This window comes from Klebsiella sp. P1954, from assembly GCF_018199955.1.
Taxonomy (GTDB): Bacteria; Pseudomonadota; Gammaproteobacteria; order Enterobacterales; family Enterobacteriaceae; genus Klebsiella; species Klebsiella pneumoniae.
The window spans coordinates 5,056,451-5,075,701 of the sequence record NZ_CP073373.1 but is presented as its reverse complement, the minus strand read 5'-3'; the positions used below and the strand labels follow the sequence as shown (position 1 = coordinate 5,075,701).

Below are 19,251 nucleotides of genomic sequence, written 5' to 3'. Positions count from 1 at the left end.
ATTCCCGTATTATTGCTGCTGCGCCTGCTGGCTGTGTTCGCGCACTTCAGCGTTAGTTAACATAATCTCCCCGCCGCCGCCCAGCCGGGTGCCCCGTACCGGGCAGGCGTCGAGATAATCCAGCCCGGTCGCCAGCCGTAAATGCTGATTCAGGCGACGGGTATTATTGGTGATATCAAACGACAGCCAGCGGCCGTCGAGCCAGACTTCCGCCCAGGCATGCATCGCCACATGCTGGGCGTTATCGCTGTAGACATAGCCGCTGACGTAGCGCGCCGGGATCTCCAGCGCGCGGCAGCAGGCGAGAAAAACATGGGTATGATCCTGGCACACCCCCTTCGCGCGGGCGAAGGCGTCGGCGGCGGAGTCCTGCACCTGGGTCGCGCCGGGGGAGTATGGCATTCTTAACAGCAGATCCGCCATCAGTTGATTCAGACTCTCTTCCGCCGCATCGGGACGATAGAGGCGCTGGGCAAACTCACGGATCGCCGTATCGGCGCGGGTTAGCGGCGTACAGCGCAGAAAAACCAGCGGCGACAGCAGCTCGGCCTCTTCATCACGCGTCTCCTCCCCTTCGTCGGCGATATCGACAATCCCGCTGGCGCGGATGGTGATCTCCTTGTGCGGGTTATCCAGCGTCAGCACATGCAGCACATTGCCCCAGCCGTCGGTAGTGGTCACCGCCGCGCCGTCCGGCAGGGTCAGCGTCCAGGCGGTGATCGTCTGCCGGGCGGTACTGCGCGGCGTCAGGCGCAGATACTGGGTGGAAAACTTCACTTCTTCATCGTAGCCATAGCGGGTGAGATGATCGATGACCAGTTTCATAAGGCCTCCAGGTAGGTTTGTCTGATGCTGTCGGACAGCGCGTTAATTCTCGCCAGCAGCCCGTTAAGGGTGGTCTGCAGGTCCGCCTGCGCCAGGTCGTCACGGGTGCTGAAGCGCAGGTCAACGTTGAGCTGATGGGCGAGGCGCAACGGTTGATAGGAGCGATCGTTGGCGATCTTCTCCAGCTCGCCCACCAGGTCGGCAATGCTGGCGCGCAGCGAACGCGGAATATCGTTGCGCAGGATCAGCAGCTCCATCACCGTTTCGCGACTGACCGGCTGGCGGTAGAGGCTGTTGTAAGCTTCGCGGGCGCTGACCGCATTGAGCAGGGTATCCAGCCGGTAGTATTCCCGCACCGGGTCCGGATCGTTGGTCAGCTGTTGATCCTTAATCAGCAGCAACTGGGTGGTGGCGAAGGCGCGCTCAATCAGGGTGCCGATACCGATAAAGCTCAGCGCGTCGTTGCGCAGCAGCGTGCCGATCACTGCCCCGCGAAACAGATGCACCCGCTCTTTCACCCACTCAAAAAAGCCGTCGCTCCCCAGCTCGCCCAGCCCCTGCTGGCGGAGGGTCCGCAGTTCAATGCGGGTGGCATTGATGCTCTCCCACACTTCGGCCGACAGACTGCCGCGCACCGCGTGCGCGTTGTTCCACGCCATCTCCACGCAGCTGTAAATACTGCAGGGGTTGTTGCCATCAAGGGCAAAAAAGTTGAGCAGATTGCTCATGGTAAAGCGGGCATGGCGCGCCTGAAACAACTCGTGGGTCATCGACAAATTCAGCGGTAGCGCCAGATCCCGCGACTGCTGGCTGTGGCGGGGGATCATTGATAATTTCCAGGTCACGTCCAGCACCCGGGCGTAGCTCTCCGCCCGCTCGAGATAGCGGGCCATCCAGAACAGTTCACTCGCCGTACGACTTAGCATGATGCGTCATCCTCCATCACCCAGGTATCCTTGGTTCCGCCGCCCTGCGACGAGTTGACCACCAGCGACCCTTCGGTGAGGGCCACGCGGGTCAGGCCGCCGGGCACCAGCCGCATCTCCTGCCCGGACAGCACGTAGGGCCGTAAATCGATATGCCGCGGCGACAGCCCTTCATCAACGAAGGTGGGGCAGGTCGACAGCGCAAGGGTGTCCTGGGCGATATAGTTGGCCGGATTGGCCAGCAGGCGCTGGCGGAAGGCCTCCCGCTCCTCTTTAGTCGAACGCGGGCCGACCAGCATGCCGTAGCCCCCGGCGCCATGGACCTCCTTGACCACCATCAGCTCGAGATTGCTCAGCACGTAGCGCAGGTCCTCCGCTTTCCGGCACTGCCAGGTGGGGATATTGCTGAGGATCGGCTGTTCGCCGAGGTAAAAGCGGATCATCTCCGGGACGTACGGATAGATTGATTTGTCGTCAGCCACCCCGGTGCCGATGGCGTTGGCCAGCACTACGCCGCCGGCGCGATAGACGGACAGCAGCCCCGGGACGCCGAGCATCGAATCGGCGCGGAAGGCCAGCGGGTCGAGCCAGGCGTCGTCGATGCGGCGATAAATCACATCCACCCGCCGCGGCCCCTCGGTGGTGCGCATATACACCGCGCCGTTTTTAATAAACAGATCGGCGCTCTCCACCAGCTCGACCCCCATCTGCTGCGCCAGGAAGCTGTGCTCGAAGTAGGCGCTGTTGAAGCGACCCGGGGTCATCACCACGACGCAGGGATCATCCACCAGCGAGCTTTCGCGCAGGGTCTGCAGGAGGTAGCTTGGGTAGCGCTCCACCGGCGCAATGTGATGCTGCTCGAACATCTCCGGATAGAGGCGCATCATCATCTTACGGTTTTCGAGCATGTAGGAGACGCCGGACGGCGTGCGCAGATTATCCTCCAGCACGTAGTACTGACCGTCGTTATTGCGCACCATATCGACGCCGGTGATATGGGCATAGGTGTTGTTTGGCAGGTTGATGCCCTGCATGCACGGCTGATACTGCTCGTTGGCCAGCACCTGCTCGGCCGGGATCAGCCCCGCGCGCAGGATATTCTGCTCATGATAGATGTCATAGAGGAAGGCGTTCAGCGCTTTCACCCGCTGGCGTATGCCGCGGTCAATGCGCTGCCACTCCCCGGCAGGTATGATCCGCGGCACGCTATCAAACGGGATCAGCCGCTCGGTCCCCTCATCCTCGCCGTAAACGTTAAAGGTGATGCCGATACGGTGAAAAAGCAGTTCCGCTTGCGCTTTTTTCTGCCGGATAGAGAATTGATCGGTGTTGCGAAACCATTGCCACCAGGCATTATAGTGCGGCCGCTGTTCACCCTGCGCGGTCAGCATCTCGTCATAATAATGCCCGTCAGGTAGCGTAATTTTAATCATGGCTATCCCCTCCGGTTGTACTCACTTTGTGGTAATCCCGCTAAGAGATAAGCATTAATTATGCCAGGTCCTCTGCCGCCGCGGCGTTGTGCAAATCGGTTCAGCCCCGCCGTCTGGTTGTGCAAAAAATCGACAAAACAGCCGCCCGCGCCCGGCGGCGGCTGCACCGTCGTGAGGCAGGGCGACGTTTTTTGCGCCATCGTGGACGCCAGCGCCCTCAGCCAGGCGGCCCAGCCCGCGGCGGTCTCAGGAGACCTGGCAGGTAAATCCTCTGTTTTCGCGCAAAATGTTACCCCTGACACGCGCAGCGGCAGATATTCGTCTAAGGTTTTTGGATGGCCAAACGTCGTGGCCCGCAGTCGATAATGATAAGGAGAACTCCCCATGACGAGTACTGATGCACGTCGTCCCGCTGCTTTGCCCTGTTCCCTGCGCCTGGCGATCGGCGGCGCTCTGATCGCCCTGATGAGCCTGAACGCTCAGGCGGAAGACGGCAAAACCGCGCCGCCCCCCTCGCCGGATATTCTGCTGGGCCCGCTGTTCAATGATGTCCAGAGCGCGAAGCTGTTTGCCGATCAGAAAACCTTCGCCGACGCTATCCCTAACAGCGATCCGCTGATGATCCTTGCCGATTACCGGATGCAAAAAAACCAGGCCAGCTTCGACCTGCGCCACTTCGTCGAACTGAACTTCACGCTGCCGAAAGAGAACGACACCTATGTGCCGCCCAAAGGGCAAACTCTGCGTCAACATATCGATGGCCTGTGGCCGGTCCTGACCCGCAGCACCGTCGAGGTGGAAAAATGGGACTCGCTGCTGCCGGTGCCTAAGCCCTACGTGGTGCCCGGAGGACGTTTCCGCGAAGTCTATTACTGGGACAGCTATTTCACCATGCTGGGTCTTGCCGAAAGCGGTCACTGGGATAAAGTCGAGGATATGGTCGCCAACTTCGCCGCGGAAATTGACGCCTGGGGCCATATCCCCAACGGCAACCGCACCTATTATCTCAGCCGTTCGCAGCCCCCCTTCTTCTCCTTTATGGTGAGCCTGCTGGCGACGCACGATGGCGACCAGGTGCTGAAAACCTACCAGCCGCAGCTGGAGAAAGAGTATCGCTACTGGATGGCCGGAGCGGACGCGCTGGCTCCCGGCAACGCCGACAAACGGGCGGTGCGGATGCCGGACGGCGCGCTGCTCAACCGCTACTGGGACGATAACGACACCCCGCGTCCCGAGTCCTGGCTTGACGACGTCAAAACCGCCAAAAGCAACCCGAATCGTCCGGCAACCGAGATCTATCGCGACCTGCGCTCCGCCGCCGCCTCCGGCTGGGATTTCAGCTCCCGCTGGATGGACAATCCGCAGCAGCTCGCCACCATTCGCACCACCTCGATTGTCCCGGTCGATCTCAATGCCCTGATGTTCCATCTGGAGAAAACCCTCGCCCGCGCCAGCAAGGCATCCGGGGACAGCGCTGGCGCTACGCAGTACGATGCGCTGGCTAACGCCCGCCAGCAGGCCATCGAGAAATACCTGTGGAATGATAAAGAGGGATGGTACGCCGACTACGATCTGAAAAGCCACAAGGTGCGCAATCAGTTGACCGCGGCGGCGCTGTTCCCGCTGTACGTCAATGCCGCGTCACGCGAGCGGGCGACGAAAGTGGCCGCCGCCGCCGAGTCGCGCCTGCTTAAACCCGGCGGGCTGACCACCACCACCGTCAACAGCGGCCAGCAGTGGGACGCTCCCAACGGCTGGGCGCCGCTGCAGTGGGTGGCGGTCGAGGGGCTGCAAAACTATGGTCAGCAGAAGATCGCCATGGAGGTCACCTGGCGCTTCCTGACCAACGTGCAGCATACCTATGACAGTAAGCAAAAGCTGGTGGAGAAGTATGACGTGAGCTCGACCGGCACCGGCGGCGGCGGCGGGGAATATCCGCTGCAGGACGGCTTTGGCTGGACCAACGGCGTCACCCTGAAGATGTTGGATCTGATCTGCCCGCAGGAGAAACCCTGCGATGCGCTGCCCGCTACCCGTCCGGCGACAACCCCTTCACCGCAGGACAAACCTGTTGCGGCGCCCGCGGCTAACGACCCCGCCCCTGCGGAACCGCAAAAGACCGGCTCCTGACGCTTCGCCGCCCCCTACCAAAATCGGTAGGGGGAAGCGGTCTCCCTGGTCACTACCGTCCCGCGCAGACCCATTCTGCGGCTCGCGGGAAACACTTCCCCACCCCCTCGCGTTGAACAGGTCACCTTTTCGCTTGATTGCACAAATACAAACAATAATAATTCGCATTACTTTTTAACGAATAATGACAGATTCGTTTTTCACGCGGCGGCGTACAGGAGTACCAGACCGCGTTGGTTCAGGATGATCTTATGAACGTGGCTATTTCTCGAAAACGCCCGGGGCTGCTGTATGCCCTTGCGGTCGCACTCCCCTTCACCGCGCAAGCCGAAGAGACGGTGGTGGTCATTGCCACCCCGCCGGCGTCCGCCAGCGCGCCGACGGAGGGCTACAGCGCCAGCACCTCGCTCGGGGCGACGAAAACCGACCAGCCGTTAATCACTACCGCCCAGTCGGTGTCGGTGGTCACCCGCCAGCAGATGGCGGATCAGGGGGCGAATACCATCAGCCAGGCGCTGGAATATACCCCGGGGGTCTACTCCAGCTTCGGCGGCGGCGCCACCCGGTTCGACGCCATCTCCCTGCGCGGCTACCACGGCGGCGACGTCGATAACCTGTTCCTCGACGGCATGCGCCTGATGAGCGACGGCGGCAGCCATAACGTATTGCAAATCGACCCGTGGTTTATCGAACGCGTGGATGTGATCCGCGGCCCCTCCTCCGCGCTCTACGGGCAGAGCGTGCCGGGCGGCGTGGTCAACCTGACTTCCAAACGTCCGCAGTTCAGTCAGCAGGGCCACATCCGCCTGACCGGCGGCACGCAAAATACCAAAGGCGCGGCCTTCGATTACACCGACGCCATCAATGACCAGTGGGCATGGCGGCTGATCGGGATGACCCGCAGCAGCGACACGCAGTATGACCATACCCGCGAAGAGCGCTACGCGATTTCGCCTTCCCTGCTGTGGCAGCCGGACAGCGACACCTCGCTGCTGTTGCGCGCCTATCTGCAAAAAGATCCTTCCGGCGGCTACCACGGCTCTTTGCCGCTGGACGGCACCCGCTACGCGCACAATGGCCGTAAGCTCTCCCCCAGCACCAACGAAGGCGATCCGGGAGATGGCTATCAACGCCGCCAGCAGATCTACAGCTATGAGTTTGACCACCAGTTCACCGACGTCTGGTCGGTCTATTCCGCCGGGAGCTACACCCATACCAACGTCTCCCTCGATCAGGTCTACCAGGTCGGCTGGATAGATGACAGCGACATGCTGGCCCGCGGCTACAGCGGTTCGCGCGGTTCGCTGGACGGCTGGTCAACCGATAACCGCCTGCGCGCCGATTTCAATACAGGCGACCTGGCGCACACCCTGATCCTCGGCGCCGAATATCATCGCTTCCGTAACGACCTGTGGACCGGCGCCGGCGGCGCGGCGCCCCTTAACCCGTTTAGCGGCTATACCGCGCAGACCGGACATACCGTTACCTACAGCGACGACAATAATCGCCGCTATTACCAGACCGGGCTGTATCTGCAGGATGAGATGGTCTGGAACCGCTGGCATGTGGATGTTTCCGCCCGCTACGACCGCATCGTTTCCCAGCAGGTCAGCGATACCCAGGGGACCTCAAACCGCCGTTCAGACGACCATATCAGCGGCCGCGCCTCGCTGTTGTACGCCCTGGACAACGGTCTGTCGCCCTACCTGAGCTACAGCCAGGCGATCACTCCGGCGATGCTGCCGGGCGCGGACGGCAAACCGTTGAAACCGACCACCGCCGAACAGGTTGAAGCCGGCCTGAAGTTCCAGCCGCCGGGCAGCAGCGATCTCTATAGCATCGCGATTTACGACCTGACGCAAAAGGATGTCGCCACTCGCGACCCGAACATCGCCACCGCCACCTATATTCCGGCGGGTAAGGTCCATTCCCAGGGCGTTGAGCTGGAAGCGCACCACCAGATCACCCCGCAGCTGAGTACTATCGCCTCGTATACCTGGAATCGTCTGCGTTTCCAGGACACCAAAGACGGGACCGACAATAACACGCCGCAGCTGACCCCGGATCAGATGGCCTCCTTCTGGGCGCGCTATCAGTTCCCGGCGGGGATCTCCGTTGGCGCCGGCGTCCGCTACATCGGTAAACAGTGGGCGGATGATGCCAACACCGCGCGGCTGCCGTCGGTCACGCTGATGGACGCCATGATGCGGGCCGACCTCGGCGTCTGGTCGCCAACGCTGAAAGGCGCTTATGTGCAGGTTAACGCCAACAATATCGGCGACCGCGAGTATATTTCCGGCTGCTATGGCACCGGCAACTGTTACTGGGGAGCAGAGCGCAGCGTTATAGCCACCGTGGGCTACGATTTCTGAGGACGTGGCCTCCGGGAGACTACCGGAGGCCAAACGAGGGATTACATGGCGTCCAGCGCTTTCTGTAGTTTCCAGATATAGCGCGGCGCCTGCGGTGCCGGGTGTTTTTTCACCACATGTTCGAAGAACTCATCGGCGTCGAGATCGTTAATCTCCTCGATGGCGTCCTGGCGGTTCGAGGAGAAGGTACGCAGCAGCGCGCCAGCGCCGTTGGCATAGGAGACCACCACCGCATAGCGCATCACCTGCGGGTCTTTGATCCCCGCCAGCGGACCGTTCTCCAGAATGCTCAGATAGGCGGCCCCCATCGAGATATTACGTTCCGGGTTTTTCAGCTCACTGACCGACGGCTCGCCGCGCCACCCCATCCGCCGATAGACATCGCGTCCGGAGGTCGACGGCTTGAGCTGCATCAGCCCGACGGCGCCGGATTTACTCACCACCGCAGGATTACCACCCGACTCGATGGCGATGATCGCCGTGATCAGCTGCGGATCCACGCCCCAGGCGGCGCCGGCTTTTTCACTGATCGGCATCCACTGCATCGCCCGCTTCACCGGGACCTCGGGGTTCCAAGGCGGGTTAGTGTAATCATGTTTCGAACTACAACCGGCCAGAAAAACGACTAAAATAAGCAACCATCTCAATTTCACACATCTATCCTTATCTACCCAAACGCCATCATGCTACAGAACGACGGCCGCGGTACGTCTCCCGCCTGCCGACAACCTGAAGGATGACGGGTGCGGACTGAAGTTAGCCACCTGGAGATGACAATCGCCATTCCAGGCGGCATCATAACCCTTTCATTCATAGCAAGGAATTATCATGTCTCAGTTTTATCTGGTCGCGCCATCCGGGTATTGCATCAACCAGCAGGCGGCAGCCCGCGGCGTCGAGCGTCTGCAGCAGGCCGGACACGAGGTGGCCCACCAGCAGGTCATTCCCCGCCGGCAGCAGCGTTTCGCCGGGACTGAACATGAACGGCTGGCCGATATTAACCAGCTGGCCCAGTTGCCCGGCCGCAACCGGATCGTCCTCGCCGTGCGCGGCGGCTACGGCGCCAGTCGCCTGCTGCCGCATATCGACTGGCAGGGACTGGTTGCCCGCCAGCAGCGCGACCCGCTGCTGATTTGCGGCCACAGCGATTTCACCGCTATCCAGTCGGGCCTGCTGGCCATGGGCAACGTCATCACCTTCAGCGGGCCAATGCTCGCCGGCAACTTCGGCGCGGAGACCCTCGACCCATTTACCGAGCACCATTTCTGGCAGGCGCTACGCCAGCCGGAATTCACCCTCGAATGGCCGGGCGAAGGGCCGAACTGCCGGGTGGAAGGCACCCTGTGGGGGGGAAATCTGGCGATGCTGACCTCGCTTATCGGCACGCCGTGGCTGCCGGCGATCCGCGACGGCATCCTGGTGGTGGAGGATATCAATGAGCACCCGTTCCGCGTCGAGCGCATGCTGCTTCAGCTGTTGCACAGCGGCGTGCTGGCGGCGCAGAAAGCGGTGATCTTCGGCAGCTTCACCGGCAGCGCGCCGAACGACTATGACGCGGGATACGATTTGCCGCAGGTCTTTGATTATCTGCGCCAGCAGCTATCCCTGCCGCTGATTAGCGGACTGGAGTTTGGCCACGAGCAGCGCACGGTGACCCTGCCGCTGGGCGCCCGCGCGCGCCTGGTGAATCAGGCGGCGGCCACCACCCTGACGATCGGCGGCCATCCGGTGCTGACAGAATAAATTTCCCGAACGCATAGGCGGATCCCCTGCGAATTGTTAAAATAGTGTCACTTTTAGCCATTTTTTCACGCCAGTCAGGGAGTACGTGAACATTGGACGCCGCTGCGGTCATTAGTCTGTTTATTCTGGGTTCTGTTTTAGTAACCTGCAGTATCTTATTGAGCTCCTTTTCTTCGCGCCTTGGCATCCCGATTCTGGTCATCTTTCTGGCCATCGGGATGCTGGCAGGCATTGACGGCATCGGCGGCATCCCCTTCGACAACTACCCCTTCGCCTATATGGTGAGTAACCTGGCGCTGGCGGTGATCCTGCTGGATGGCGGGATGCGCACCCAGGCCAGCTCCTTTCGCGTCGCGCTGTGGCCCGCGCTGTCGCTGGCGACGGTTGGGGTGCTGATCACCTCGGCGCTGACCGGGATGATGGCGGCCTGGTTGTTCAAGCTGGATCTGATCGAAGGCCTGCTGATCGGCGCCATTGTCGGCTCCACCGACGCCGCGGCGGTCTTCTCGCTGCTCGGCGGCAAGGGGCTCAACGAGCGCGTCGGCTCGACGCTGGAGATAGAGTCAGGCAGTAACGACCCGATGGCGGTCTTCCTGACCATCACCCTGATCGAAATGATCCAGCAGCACCAAACCGGCCTCAGCTGGATGTTCGCCGTGCATATCATTCAGCAGTTCGGCCTCGGGATCGCCATCGGCCTCGGCGGCGGCTACCTGCTGCTGCAGATGATTAACCGCATCGTGCTGCCTGCCGGCCTCTATCCGCTGCTGGCGCTGAGCGGCGGGATCATGATTTTTGCCGTCACCACCTCCCTCGACGGCAGCGGTATCCTCGCCGTCTATCTCTGCGGCTTTCTGCTGGGCAACCGGCCGATCCGCAACCGGCACGGCATCCTGCAGAACTTCGACGGCCTGGCGTGGCTGGCGCAGATCGCCATGTTCCTGGTGCTGGGCCTGCTGGTGACGCCCTCCGACCTGCTGCCGATCGCCATCCCGGCGCTGCTGCTGTCGATGTGGATGATATTCATTGCCCGGCCCCTGTCGGTGTTTGCCGGCCTGCTGCCGTTTCGCGGCTTTAACCTGCGCGAACGGGTGTTTATCAGCTGGGTTGGCCTGCGCGGCGCGGTGCCCATTATTCTCGCGGTGTTCCCGATGATGGCCGGCCTGGACAACGCCCGCCTGTTCTTCAATGTCGCCTTCTTCGTGGTGCTGGTGTCGCTGCTGCTGCAGGGCACTTCGCTGTCGTGGGCGGCGAAAAAAGCCAAAGTGGTGGTGCCGCCCATCAGCTGGCCCATCTCCCGCGTCGGGCTGGATATTCACCCGGAAAACCCGTGGGAGCAGTTTGTCTACCAGCTGGGGGCCGATAAGTGGTGCATCGGCGCGGCGCTGCGCGACTTGCACATGCCACCGGAGACGCGGATTGCCGCGCTGTTTCGCAACAATGTCCTGCTGCACCCCACCGGCAGCACCCGCCTGCGGGAAGGCGATATCCTGTGCGTTATTGGTCGGGAGCACGACCTGCCGGCGCTCGGCAAAATGTTCAGCCAGTCGCCGCCGGTGGCGCTCGATCAGCGCTTTTTCGGCGACTTCATTCTTGATGCTGAGGCCCGCTTCGCCGATGTGGCGCAAATCTACGGTCTCGACGGCGGTGAGGAGTTCCGCGAGCATCAGCAGTCGCTCGGGGAAGTGGTGCAGCAGCTGCTGGGCGCGGCGCCGGTGGTGGGCGACCAGGTGGAGTTCGCCGGGATGGTGTGGACGGTAGCTGAAAAAGAGAACGATCACGTGCTGAAGGTTGGGGTGCGGGTCGCGGAAGACGAGGCGGAGTGATCCGCCCCGGAATAGGTTACAGGGTCACAACTGGCACCCGCGGCGCCAGGGCGCACATCAGCTCATAGCCGACGGTGCCGCTGCTGGCCGCCACGTCGTCGATTTTAATCTCTTTGCCCCACAGCTCGACCGGCGCGCCGATCCCGGCCTGCGGACAAGGCGTTAAATCGACCGCCAGCATATCCATCGATACGCGTCCCACGGTAGTGGTACGTACGCCATCCACCAGCACCGGCGTGCCGCTCGGCGCCACCCGCGGGTAGCCGTCGGCATAGCCGCAGGCGACGATGCCGATCCGCTGCTCCTGGGTGGTGCGGTACAGGCCGCCATAGCCAATCGCCTCGCCGGGACGCAGGTTCTGCACGCCGATGATCTCGCTGCGCAGCGTCATGACCGGCTTCAGCCCGGTGTTGGCGATGTCCTGCCACTGCCCGGAAGGCGACGCGCCATACAGCACGATGCCTGGACGAACCCAGTCAAAATGCGCTTCCGGATGCCAGAGGGTCGCCGCCGAGTTGGCCAGCGAGCGCGGGCAATCCAGCCCCTCCGCCGCCTGTTCGATACGGCGCATCGGCTCGACAATTCCCTGCGGGTTCTCCGCCTCCGCGAAGTGCGACATCAGCGTCATCTCGCCGACGTTGCTTATCGCCCGCAGCTGCTGCCAGACGGTGTGGACCCGCTCAGGCATAAAGCCCAGCCGGTTCATGCCGCTGTTCACCTTGAGATAGATATCCAGCGGCGCGCGCAGCTTCGCCTGTTGCAGGGCCTTAATCTGCCAGTTGCTGTGGACGCTGGTGGTTAAACGATATTGATCCAGCACCGCCAGCTCATCGGCATGGAAGAAGCCCTCCAGCAGCAGGATCGGGCCTTTCCAGCCCTGCTCCCGCAGCAGGATCGCCTCTTCCAGGTTGAGCAAGGCGAAACCATCCGCCGCGCTTAACGCACTCCATACGCGCGCCACGCCGTGGCCGTAGGCGTTGGCCTTGACCACCGCCCACAGGCGCGACCCGGGGGCCGCGCGACGCACTATCTGTAAATTCTGCCGCAAGGCCAGCAGGTCGATGCTGGCCACTACCGGACGGGTCATGCAAGCTCCTTAGTTGTGTGCGCCGTGCAGGTGCTGCGGGCGCGCCGGGGTAAAACCGGGGCTGTAGCGGGCAACCGCCAGATCGTCGTAAGGGATCGCCGGCGTGCGGCCGGAGATCAGATCGCTGATAAGCTGCCCGGAGCCGCAGGCCATGGTCCAGCCAAGCGTGCCGTGGCCGGTGTTGAGCCACAGATTTTTATACGCTGTGCGGCCGACCACCGGCGTGCCGTCCGGCGTCATCGGCCGCAGGCCCGTCCAGAACGTCGCCTGCTCCACGTGGCCGCCGCGCGGGAACAGATCGCGCACCACCATCTCCAGGGTTTCGCGACGCGGCTGCAGCAGCGCTTTGTTAAAACCGACGATCTCCGCCATGCCGCCGACCCGAATGCGCTGATCGAAGCGGGTGATGGCGATTTTGTAAGTCTCATCAAGGATAGTTGAAACCGGCGCGCCGTCCTCCTGAGCGATCGGAATAGTCAATGAGTAGCCTTTCAGCGGGTAGACCGGTATATCCACCAGCCCTTTAAGCATCGCCGTCGAGTAGGAGCCGAAGGCCATCACATAGGCATCGCCCTTGATAATCTCATCGCCGCATTTCACCCCGGCAATGCGATCGCCCTCGTGCAGCAGCGCATCCACCGCGGTGTTGAAGCGGAAGGTCACGCCGGCCTGCTCCGCCATCGCCGCCAGACGGGTGGTAAACAGCTGGCAGTCGCCGGTTTCATCATTTGGCAGACGCAGGCCGCCGGTCAGTTTGTGGCTGACCTCCGCCAGCGCCGGCTCCACTTCCGCCAACCGCTTCGCTTCCAGCAGCTGATACGGCACGCCGGCGTCCTCCAGCACCGCGATGTCGCGGGTGGCATTTTCATACTGTTTGGCGGTACGGAACAGCTGCAGCGTCCCGCCCTGGCGCCCTTCATACTGAATGCCGGTGGTGTCGCGCAGCGCCTTCAGGCAGTCGCGGCTGTACTCCGCCAGGCGCACCATACGGCCTTTGTTCTCCATATAGTGGCGGGTGTCGCAGTTGCGCAGCATCTGCCACATCCACTTCAACTGGAACGAGGTGCCGTCAAGACCGATCGCCAGCGGCGCATGGCGCTGAAACATCCATTTGATCGCCTTCAGCGGCACCCCCGGCGCCGCCCAGGGCGCCGCATAGCCGGGAGAAATCTGCCCGGCGTTGGCCGCGCTGGTCTCCTCTGCCGGACCGGGCTGACGGTCGATGACCGTCACGTCATGACCCGCCTGACTCAAATACCACGCGCTGGCTACCCCAACCACCCCACTTCCCAGTATGACGACACGCATAGCGACTCCGTAACAGTTAAAGAACAATCATCTAATTACAAATTGATAACTCAGTTGAAAATATTATTCAACATACGCTTTATTTATGGTGACTTAACTCACAGCAAACCGCACCAGACCTGCGCTGTGAGATTTACGATCTCATGCTGCGCTTTATTTTTACCCAGCATTAAATTCTGCAAACAAGGCAAAAAAACGGCTTTGAGATGGGGAAATCGCGAAGAAAAGCGATTGGCGTACAGCACAGTTTGCTGCACCGTGTTCTATGCTTGTTTAGAGGTTTTCCGTTCAGAGAAAACCAACAACAACGAGGGCGCGCTAATGGCTACGATTGACTCCATGAACAGGGACACCACCCGTTTAAGCGATGGACCCGACTGGACGTTCGAGTTACTGGAAACCTACCTGGCCGAAGTGGACCGGGTCGCCAAGCTCTATCGTCTTGACACCTACCCGCACCAGATCGAAGTCATTACTTCCGAGCAGATGATGGACGCCTACTCCAGCGTCGGCATGCCCATCAACTATCCGCACTGGTCGTTTGGCAAAAAATTTATTGAGACCGAGCAGGCCTATAAGCACGGTCAGCAGGGTCTGGCGTATGAGATAGTCATCAACTCCAACCCCTGTATCGCCTACCTGATGGAGGAAAACACCATCACCATGCAGGCGCTGGTGATGGCCCATGCCTGCTACGGGCATAACTCGTTTTTTAAAAATAACTATCTGTTTCGCAGCTGGACCGACGCCAGCTCGATCATCGACTATCTGATCTTTGCCCGTAAGTACATCACCGAGTGCGAAGAGCGCTATGGCGTCGACGAAGTAGAGAAACTGCTCGACTCCTGCCACGCGCTGATGAACTACGGCGTCGACCGCTATAAACGTCCGCAAAAAATCTCTCTGCAGGAGGAGAAAGCGCGGCAGAAAAGCCGGGAAGAGTATCTGCAAAGCCAGGTGAATATGCTGTGGCGCACCCTGCCGAAGCGCGAGGAAGAAAAAGCGATTGAATCCGCTCGTCGCTACCCCTCCGAACCGCAGGAGAACCTGCTGTACTTTATGGAGAAGAACGCCCCGCTGCTCGAACCGTGGCAGCGCGAGATCCTGCGCATCGTGCGTAAAGTCAGCCAGTATTTCTACCCGCAGAAACAGACCCAGGTGATGAACGAGGGGTGGGCCACCTTCTGGCACTACACCATCCTCAACCATCTCTACGATGAAGGGAAAGTGACTGAGCGCTTTATGCTGGAGTTTCTCCACAGCCATACCAACGTGGTGTTCCAGCCGCCGTACAACAGTCCGTGGTACAGCGGGATTAACCCCTACGCGCTGGGCTTCGCCATGTTCCAGGACATCAAGCGCATCTGTCAGTCGCCCACGGAAGAGGATAAGTACTGGTTCCCCGATATCGCCGGTTCTGACTGGCTGGAAACGCTGCATTTCGCCATGCGCGACTTTAAGGATGAAAGCTTTATCAGTCAGTTCCTGTCGCCGAAGATCATGCGCGATTTCCGCTTCTTTACCGTGCTCGACGACGATCACAACAATTACCTGGAGATCTCGGCGATTCACAACGAAGAGGGCTATCGCGAGATCCGCAATAAGCTCTCCGCGCAGTATAACCTCAGCAATCTTGAGCCGAACATCCAGGTGTGGAACGTTGACCTGCGCGGCGACCGATCGCTGACCTTGCGCTATGTGCCGCACAACCGCGTCCCGCTGGACAAAGGCCGGCGCGAAGTGCTGAAGCATGTGCATCGTCTGTGGGGGTTCGATGTGCTGCTGGAGCAGCAGAACGCCGACGGCAGCATTGAGCTGTTGGACCGCTGCCCGGCGCGGCCGAACGCACTATAGCATTGCGGGGCGAGTAAAATAACAAAGGGGGCCATTGGCCCCCTTGTTCTGTATATCGATCGCGAAAAGCCCGCTTAACGCATATTCATGGCTAAATCACCGGGCAGCGATTTCTGCATCCGGTGCCAGATCTCGCCGCTGTCATGGCCGTAGCGACGAACCAGCTCGTAAACCTGGTCATGCAGGCCAGCCTCACACACTTTCGCCAGCTGATGATAGAAACCGAGCGCCAGGCTGCGCGCTTCCGGGCTGGAGAAATAGTGGCGGCCGATGCGGGTATACAACCCCTTCATGCCGTTGAGGATCAGACCGTAGATCGGGTTGCCGGAGGCAAACGCCAGACCACGGAAAATATTATAATCAAGCTCGGCGAAGGCGTCGGCGTGATCCTCCACCTCCCGGGCGCTGTCCAGGACCGCCAGCGCTTTATCCGGATGCTGGCGAAACGCGGTGCGGATAAAAATCGTGGAAATGTTGGTGCGCACGGAGAGCAGATTATCAATCAACTGCGGTACGCTGTCGTGATCGAGGCGCGCCAGCGTTTCGAGGATATTCAGGCCTGAGGTTTCCCAAAAGTTATTCACTTTAGTGGGCTTACCATGCTGAATGGTCAGCCAGCCGTCACGGGCCAGACGCTGCAATACTTCGCGCAGGGTTGTGCGGGTGACACCGATCAGCTCAGAAAGCTCGCGTTCAGCGGGGAGAATCGATCCGGGAGGGAAGCGGTTATTCCAGATACTCTCAATGATGTACTCTTCCGCGAAACCCGCAGGGCTCTGCGCCTTAATGACCATAGTAAGATTTCCATTACACAGCGTTACAATTGCACTCATCATACCAGAGCCGCTATAGCGCAGATAGCATGGCAAGTGAATTAAAAAGGGATCGCCGTTTCATTTTCCGCTTTTACTTTGCGCTTTTCCTTATCTTCACAAACCGCCAGCGCGGCGCGAAGAAAGTTGCTTCTCATTTTGCTCAACTGGTACTCTTGCCAATCGTTATGCACAAAACCATGCACTCATTGACGGGGAAGGATTCTGTCGTGGAAATTTCTTATGGCCGCGCGCTGTGGCGCAATTTTCTTGGCCAGTCGCCGGACTGGTACAAGCTGGCATTAATCATTTTCTTAATCGTAAATCCGCTGGTGTTCGCCGTGGCGCCGTTTGTCGCCGGCTGGCTGCTGGTGGTCGAGTTTATCTTTACCCTCGCCATGGCGCTGAAGTGCTATCCGCTGCTGCCGGGTGGTCTGCTGGCTATCGAGGCGCTGCTGATCGGCATGACCAGCCCGGCGCACGTGCGGGAAGAGATCGCCGGCAATCTGGAGGTGCTGCTCCTGCTGATGTTCATGGTGGCGGGTATCTACTTTATGAAACAGCTTTTGCTGTTCGTGTTTACGCGCCTGCTGCTGGGGATCCGCAGCAAAATGCTGCTATCGCTGGCCTTCTGCCTGGCGGCCGCCTTCCTCTCGGCCTTTCTCGATGCGCTGACGGTGGTGGCGGTAGTGATCAGCGTCGCCGTCGGGTTCTACGGCATCTATCACCGCGTCGCCTCGGCGCGCCCGGACGATAGCGACCTGCTCGATGACAGCCATATCGAGCAGCACTACCGTGAGGTGCTGGAGCAGTTCCGCGGCTTTCTGCGCAGCCTGATGATGCACGCCGGCGTCGGGACCGCGCTCGGCGGCGTCATGACCATGGTCGGCGAGCCGCAAAACCTGATTATCGCCAAAGCCGCGGGCTGGCATTTTGGCGAGTTCTTTCTTCGCATGGCGCCCGTGACCCTGCCGGTGATGGTCTGCGGTCTGTTAACCTGTCTGCTTGTCGAAAAGTATCGCCTGTTTGGCTACGGCGAACCGCTACCGCCGACGGTGCGCAAGGTGCTGCAGGAGTTTGACGATCGCAGCCGCGCCCAGCGCAGCCGTCAGGAGCGACTGCGGCTGATTGCCCAGGCGCTCATTGGCGTTTGGCTGATCGTGGCCCTGGCTTTTCACCTGGCTGAGGTCGGCCTGATTGGCCTGTCGGTGATCATCCTCGCCACCACCTTTACCGGCGTTACCGATGAGCACGCCATTGGCAAGGCGTTCACCGAGGCGCTGCCCTTTACCGCGCTGCTGACGGTCTTCTTCTCCATCGTCGCGGTTATCATCGATCAGCAGCTGTTCACGCCGGTGATCGAGTTTGTCCTGCAGGCCTCGCCGCACGCGCAGCTGTCGCTGTTTTATCTGTTCAACGGCCTGCTGTCGTCCATTTCGGATAACGTGTTTGTCGGCACGGTCTACATCAACGAAGCGAAAGCGGCGCTCGAACATGGCGCCATCAGCCTGCCCCAGTTTGAGATGCTGGCGGTAGCGATCAACACCGGCACCAACCTGCCCTCGGTGGCCACCCCGAACGGCCAGGCGGCGTTTCTCTTCCTGCTGACTTCCGCCCTGGCGCCGCTTATTAGGCTCTCCTATGGCCGTATGGTGTGGATGGCGCTGCCCTACACCATCGTACTGACGCTGGTCGGCCTGTTATGCGTCGAGTTCACCCTGATGCCAGTCACCGACTGGCTGCTGGCGCACGGCTGGCTGGTGACGCCCAGCCTGCCCTGAGTCAGTTTTTGCCCGGGTTCGCCCGGGCGCATCAATAACCCGTTACGGAATATTTTCCGCCGCGCCTCTGGCGTCGGTTCGGTTTTCGTTTACACTGCCATGATTTAGCATCTTCCAGGGAAATGATTATGTTGCAATATTTAAACCAGTGCTCAAGAGGACGCGGTGCCTGGCTCCTGATGGCGTTGACCGCTTTTATTCTCGAACTTGTCGCGCTGTGGTTCCAGCACGTGATGCTGCTGCAGCCGTGTGTCATGTGTATTTACGAACGCTGCGCGCTGTTCGGCATCATGGGCGCGGGACTGGTGGGCGCTATCGCCCCCAAAACGCCGCTGCGCTATGTCGCCATGGCAATCTGGTTGTACAGCGCGATACGCGGACTACAGCTGGCGTGGGAGCATACGATGATCCAGCTGCACCCTTCACCGTTCCAGACCTGCGATTTCGCCGCCCGCTTCCCAACCTGGCTGCCGCTGGATAAATGGCTGCCGCAGGTTTTCGTTGCGTCCGGAGACTGTTCAGTACGTCAGTGGCAGTTCCTGTCGCTGGAGATGCCGCAATGGCTGGTGGGGATTTTCGCCGCCTATCTGCTGGTCGCTATTCTGGTGATCGTTGCTCAGCCTTTCAAAGCGAAAAAACGCGATCTGTTTGGTCGTTAAGCCGCGGCGAGTACAGCCCACAATGAAACGCCCTGCGGGGCGTTTTTTTATGCCTCCTGCGCATCGCTGAATCGTTTCATGTCTATGGTTGACCACAGCCACCAAAAGGCGCATATTAAATACATCTTTTAAAACCCCACAGGAGCTCACATGTCATCTTTACTGATCCCCACAGACTGGAAAGTTAAACGCTCCACCCCATTCTTTACCAAAGAGAATGTCCCTGCCGCCCTGCTGAGCCACCACAACACCGCGGCTGGCGTCTTCGGCCAGCTGTGCGTCATGGAGGGAACGGTGACCTATTACGGTTTTGCCAATGAACAGGCGACGGAGCCGGAGAAAAAAGTCGTGATTCATGCCGGGCAGTTTGCTACCAGTCCGCCGCAGTACTGGCACCGCGTCGAACTCAGTGACGACGCCCGCTTCAATATTCACTTCTGGGTGGCGGAAGAAACCGACGGTGAAAACGGGCTGTTCCACGCGAAGAAAGCGTGA

General features: G+C 60.4%; 17 protein-coding genes and 1 pseudogene. 8 read left to right on the top strand and 10 right to left on the bottom strand.

Features of this window, described 5'->3' with window-relative positions; all coding sequences use genetic code 11:
* Nucleotides 1-9: 9 nt before the first annotated feature.
* From KB890_RS24375 to KB890_RS24360, 4 genes and pseudogenes are all read right to left on the bottom strand, one after another.
* Nucleotides 10-825 (bottom strand): transglutaminase family protein, encoded by an 816-nt coding sequence (locus tag KB890_RS24375; protein ID WP_002910832.1) that lies wholly within the window; start codon nucleotides 823-825, stop codon nucleotides 10-12.
* Nucleotides 822-1,751, bottom strand: coding sequence for an alpha-E domain-containing protein (locus KB890_RS24370; protein WP_002910835.1), 930 nt, complete (start codon nucleotides 1,749-1,751; stop codon nucleotides 822-824). The genes KB890_RS24375 and KB890_RS24370 overlap by 4 nt, the downstream gene beginning before the upstream one ends.
* Nucleotides 1,745-3,184, bottom strand: a complete 1,440-nt coding sequence (locus tag KB890_RS24365; protein ID WP_004180417.1) for a circularly permuted type 2 ATP-grasp protein — start codon at nucleotides 3,182-3,184, stop codon at nucleotides 1,745-1,747. The genes KB890_RS24370 and KB890_RS24365 overlap by 7 nt, the downstream gene beginning before the upstream one ends.
* A 71-nt stretch (nucleotides 3,185-3,255) precedes the next feature.
* A pseudogene (locus tag KB890_RS24360) lies at nucleotides 3,256-3,384 on the bottom strand (biopolymer transporter TonB); the annotation flags it as partial.
* A 184-nt stretch (nucleotides 3,385-3,568) separates the two neighbouring features.
* Here KB890_RS24360 and KB890_RS24355 point away from each other — a divergent pair.
* Nucleotides 3,569-5,314: an alpha,alpha-trehalase gene (locus KB890_RS24355; RefSeq protein WP_020324959.1), complete on the top strand. Its 1,746-nt coding sequence runs from the start codon at nucleotides 3,569-3,571 to the stop codon at nucleotides 5,312-5,314.
* 251 nt (nucleotides 5,315-5,565) lie between these two features.
* Complete coding sequence (locus KB890_RS24350) at nucleotides 5,566-7,686, top strand: TonB-dependent siderophore receptor (RefSeq protein ID WP_004180419.1); 2,121 nt, start codon at nucleotides 5,566-5,568, stop codon at nucleotides 7,684-7,686.
* Nucleotides 7,687-7,727: 41 nt separating this feature from the next.
* Here KB890_RS24350 and emtA read toward each other — a convergent pair whose 3' ends face one another.
* Entirely contained in the window at nucleotides 7,728-8,339 is a 612-nt protein-coding gene (gene emtA / locus KB890_RS24345; RefSeq protein ID WP_002910846.1) for a membrane-bound lytic murein transglycosylase EmtA, read from the bottom strand.
* 175 nt (nucleotides 8,340-8,514) lie between these two features.
* On the opposite strand from emtA, the gene ldcA reads away from it, so the two are divergent.
* Both ldcA and KB890_RS24335 read left to right on the top strand, forming a co-directional pair.
* Entirely contained in the window at nucleotides 8,515-9,429 is a 915-nt protein-coding gene (ldcA, locus tag KB890_RS24340; RefSeq protein WP_002910883.1) for a muramoyltetrapeptide carboxypeptidase, read from the top strand.
* Nucleotides 9,430-9,521: 92 nt separating this feature from the next.
* Nucleotides 9,522-11,255: a potassium/proton antiporter gene (locus KB890_RS24335; RefSeq protein ID WP_002910885.1), complete on the top strand. Its 1,734-nt coding sequence runs from the start codon at nucleotides 9,522-9,524 to the stop codon at nucleotides 11,253-11,255.
* Nucleotides 11,256-11,271: 16 nt separating this feature from the next.
* On the opposite strand, the gene dadX is transcribed toward KB890_RS24335, so the two are convergent.
* From dadX to KB890_RS24320, 3 genes are all read right to left on the bottom strand, one after another.
* On the bottom strand, nucleotides 11,272-12,342 hold the full coding sequence (gene dadX / locus KB890_RS24330) for a catabolic alanine racemase DadX (protein WP_002910887.1): 1,071 nt from the start codon (nucleotides 12,340-12,342) through the stop codon (nucleotides 11,272-11,274).
* Between the two features lie 9 nt (nucleotides 12,343-12,351).
* Nucleotides 12,352-13,650, bottom strand: a complete 1,299-nt coding sequence (locus KB890_RS24325; RefSeq protein ID WP_004175465.1) for a D-amino acid dehydrogenase — start codon at nucleotides 13,648-13,650, stop codon at nucleotides 12,352-12,354.
* Between the two features lie 98 nt (nucleotides 13,651-13,748).
* Complete coding sequence (locus KB890_RS24320) at nucleotides 13,749-13,895, bottom strand: hypothetical protein (protein ID WP_020324949.1); 147 nt, start codon at nucleotides 13,893-13,895, stop codon at nucleotides 13,749-13,751.
* Between the two features lie 76 nt (nucleotides 13,896-13,971).
* Between KB890_RS24320 and KB890_RS24315 the strand changes: the two genes are divergently transcribed.
* Nucleotides 13,972-15,504 carry a SpoVR family protein gene (locus KB890_RS24315; RefSeq protein WP_002910889.1) on the top strand — a complete coding sequence of 511 codons (1,533 nt, stop codon included), beginning with the start codon at nucleotides 13,972-13,974 and terminating at the stop codon, nucleotides 15,502-15,504.
* Nucleotides 15,505-15,578: 74 nt separating this feature from the next.
* On the opposite strand, the gene fadR is transcribed toward KB890_RS24315, so the two are convergent.
* Together fadR and KB890_RS27715 are read right to left on the bottom strand one after the other, a co-directional pair.
* The gene (gene fadR / locus KB890_RS24310; protein WP_002910890.1) at nucleotides 15,579-16,298 is read right to left on the bottom strand and encodes a fatty acid metabolism transcriptional regulator FadR; all 720 of its coding nucleotides are present in this window, start codon (nucleotides 16,296-16,298) and stop codon (nucleotides 15,579-15,581) included.
* Nucleotides 16,299-16,378: 80 nt separating this feature from the next.
* Nucleotides 16,379-16,510 (bottom strand): hypothetical protein, encoded by a 132-nt coding sequence (locus KB890_RS27715; RefSeq protein ID WP_004163532.1) that lies wholly within the window; start codon nucleotides 16,508-16,510, stop codon nucleotides 16,379-16,381.
* A 36-nt stretch (nucleotides 16,511-16,546) separates the two neighbouring features.
* Here KB890_RS27715 and nhaB point away from each other — a divergent pair, with 36 nt between their 5' ends.
* The 3 genes from nhaB to KB890_RS24295 all read left to right on the top strand — a co-directional run bounded on the left by nhaB (nucleotide 16,547) and on the right by KB890_RS24295 (nucleotide 19,251).
* Complete coding sequence (gene nhaB / locus KB890_RS24305; RefSeq protein ID WP_004180420.1) at nucleotides 16,547-18,097, top strand: sodium/proton antiporter NhaB; 1,551 nt, start codon at nucleotides 16,547-16,549, stop codon at nucleotides 18,095-18,097.
* Nucleotides 18,098-18,225: 128 nt separating this feature from the next.
* Nucleotides 18,226-18,756, top strand: coding sequence for a disulfide bond formation protein DsbB (gene dsbB, locus KB890_RS24300; protein ID WP_002910894.1), 531 nt, complete (start codon nucleotides 18,226-18,228; stop codon nucleotides 18,754-18,756).
* Nucleotides 18,757-18,906: 150 nt separating this feature from the next.
* The gene (locus KB890_RS24295; RefSeq protein WP_020324966.1) at nucleotides 18,907-19,251 is read left to right on the top strand and encodes a TehB family protein; all 345 of its coding nucleotides are present in this window, start codon (nucleotides 18,907-18,909) and stop codon (nucleotides 19,249-19,251) included.